This is a genomic window from Caballeronia choica, assembly GCF_001544535.1.
Lineage (GTDB): Bacteria > Pseudomonadota > Gammaproteobacteria > Burkholderiales > Burkholderiaceae > Caballeronia > Caballeronia choica.
In genome coordinates this window covers 1-2425 of record NZ_FCON02000378.1, presented here as the reverse complement: position 1 = coordinate 2425, position 2425 = coordinate 1, and the positions used below count along the sequence as shown (strand labels likewise).

3 protein-coding genes are annotated in these 2425 nt (G+C 55.7%); 2 read left to right on the top strand and 1 reads right to left on the bottom strand.

Translation table 11 applies throughout. The features are described 5' to 3' along the window. A partial coding sequence (locus AWB68_RS44160) for a transposase (protein ID WP_143282055.1) occupies positions 1-240 on the top strand: 240 nt, incomplete at its 5' end. A 307-nt stretch (positions 241-547) separates the two neighbouring features. Here AWB68_RS44160 and AWB68_RS44155 read toward each other — a convergent pair. After that, on the bottom strand, positions 548-2011 hold the full coding sequence (locus AWB68_RS44155) for an IS4 family transposase (protein ID WP_087650355.1): 1464 nt from the start codon (positions 2009-2011) through the stop codon (positions 548-550). A 226-nt stretch (positions 2012-2237) separates the two neighbouring features. On the opposite strand from AWB68_RS44155, the gene AWB68_RS51025 reads away from it, so the two are divergent. Further along, entirely contained in the window at positions 2238-2387 is a 150-nt protein-coding gene (locus tag AWB68_RS51025) for an IS4/Tn5 family transposase DNA-binding protein (RefSeq protein ID WP_087650354.1), read from the top strand. Positions 2388-2425 lie beyond the last annotated feature (38 nt).

Sequence of the window (2425 nt, the reverse complement as noted above, 5' to 3'; positions counted from 1 at the left end):
CATCGCCGCCGACTTCGCGCGCGTGGCATCAGAGCGGTCATCGCCAGGCGCCGCACCGAACACGGCAGCGGCCTGGGCAAGTTTCGTTGGGTTGTCGAACGGACTCATTCGTGGCTCCATGGTTTCCGTCGTCTTCGTATTCGCTTCGAACGCCGATCTGACATTCATGAAGCGTTCATCAAACTAGCCTGCTCACTCGTCTGCTGGAACATCCTTAGACAAACTGAGCGGGCTTTTTGAACTGGCCTTTTATGCTCTCGCCGGCCGGCAACATGAGATTCGGAGTCGACGCCGCGGCTTCGAATCCATCAGCCGTCGAATGCTCCCTGATGACTGATCCGCGACAGAGGCCATGACTACAGAAGCAGCGCGTGACTCTGATCGCAAGGCCAGACGCAGAATCCGAGCGAACACTACCGCGAGGACTCACGCGGCGCGCTGTCTCAGGCTTGCGAGCGTGTACCTTGGGCTGCTGAGTGCCGCATCGACGCCTGCGCAAGAGATGGAACCGCGCGCCTACTCGGTAAGCGTCGCGGCACGCTTTCTGTTACCCACAATTGTTAGTGGCCAAGCTGAAGCCGAACTGTATGTCCATAAGGCGGCATAGTCCACGCCACATGACTGTGTTGCCTGGAGGCGGGTCGCTTGCGCGTGCGAGGTAGCCGCCGAGCTGTGCGATTTTGGTGAGATAGCGTGATATTGGGAGCGCTTGACTGGAACGCTTGCTATCTTTCACGAGGTGGTCGAGCAGTTTGATTTCCGCTTGTGTTAATACCAGTTCTGGTGGCGCGTCAGGCATCGCCCGGTTGATCATCGTGACCCAGAAGATTCGCCAACTCAGAATACAGAAGATCGAGACAAGGTTGGCGAGTCGATCCGCCGTTCGCAGCCTTGACTCTTCCGCCTTGCAGCCCGATTTCAGGATTTTGTGGAATGTCTCAATCTTCCAGCGCATCGCGTACCAGTCCAGCTTCTCGATCGCGTCCTGGCGCGATGTGACCGGCAAGTCTGTGATCAGTTTCCACTCGATCCGCTGCCTGTCAATTGGCTCGGTGCGCTCTTGTGCGTGTATCACAGTTAGGCGCAGCGCCGGGTAGCGACTTTGCTTGCCGATAGGGGGCAACACACTGATCCGTCGATATCTGATCTCGAGAACCGCCTCGGCGACGCGCCCCCTGTTGTCCGTAGTCTGGACGCGGTGCAAGCCTTTAATGCACACCTCATCCATCTCGTCTGCAATGGTGTGCTCGCCGTTACCCGCGAGACGGTCAACGCAGGTACGGACAAGAAAGTGCGTTCCCACGTCTTGAGCCGTACAAAACAGCTCGTAAATGTCGCTTTCGCGGTCTCCGATGTGAACGCATCGCTGCGGATCGCCGAAGAGTTCGGTCGATTCCCTCAAATTCTGCAGCCAGCGATAGCTTTCCTTCTCTTCAATCGGTACCCGTGTAGGGTTGATGGTCTTCTTCAGTGCATTGCAACCCTTGAACTTGCTTCGCGTCCAGAACTTGACCGCGGCAAGGCCCAGCGGTACGCCCTGCGTCGTAACCGCAAGACTTGAATGCATTAGCATTCCGCATACGGTCAAAGGGGTCCGCCGCCTATCGTCATCCTTGACACTGCCGCATTTCCCGGTGAAGCCGATGAGTTCCGGTCGATCTCGCTGATACGAGAATGTCGTCGTATCCTGAAGTACCAGTACAGGCCCTTCCGAACTAGCAAACCGCTCTCGGGTTGCTTGAAAATGTCCGCTTAGGATGTCCTGTTCGCTGACGCGGTCATTGGCGAGAAACCGGTAAGCAGCCTTGGTGTTAGCCCAGTCTTGGCAGGCAAATGGAATACTTTGACCCATGCTTCCCCACAGTCTTTCGAGTAAGATTCGGAACCGCTTGCCCAGACGTTCGTCCTGGAAACAACATTCCGAGACCTCATGATCTAGCCACGTGTCTTCGTCCGTCGCAACTTGGCAAACACTGTCTTGTTGATAACTAGACTCCCGGTTTCTGGTCATGATATTTCAATAGTTATCCTAATCTAATGACGTTAACAGAATTCAAAGGAAAATGTGGGTAATTGGAAGCGCGGCACGGCCATCTTGATCTGTGCAGTCGGAGACGCCAAAGTGGTTCCCACCATTTGAGTCTGGGCTTTACCCACATCTTTGGCGGGTTGACTTGTAAACTGCGACGCGTGATGTTAACTTCCGCCCATACGACATTTGTGGGCGATGTTCAACATTGTCTGATGCGAGCGATCCCGATGACTGGGCAAGTGTTGAGTTCGGCGCGGCGCAACTGGGTGACGCTCGCCTAACTCAGCGCTTGATCGCACTTGCAGGTAGATTGTCGGTAAGCGACCAGCCATCCCATCTTGACGCGCGAGCTTAGTTCATCGCGGGTGGTTTCCAGCGATGTGGCAGCAGCGA

Excerpts from the sequence above, each read along its gene's own strand:
- AWB68_RS44155 (WP_087650355.1), bottom strand. The coding sequence starts at position 2,011 with ATGACCAGAAACCGGGAGTCTAGTTATCAACAAGACAGTGTTTGCCAA.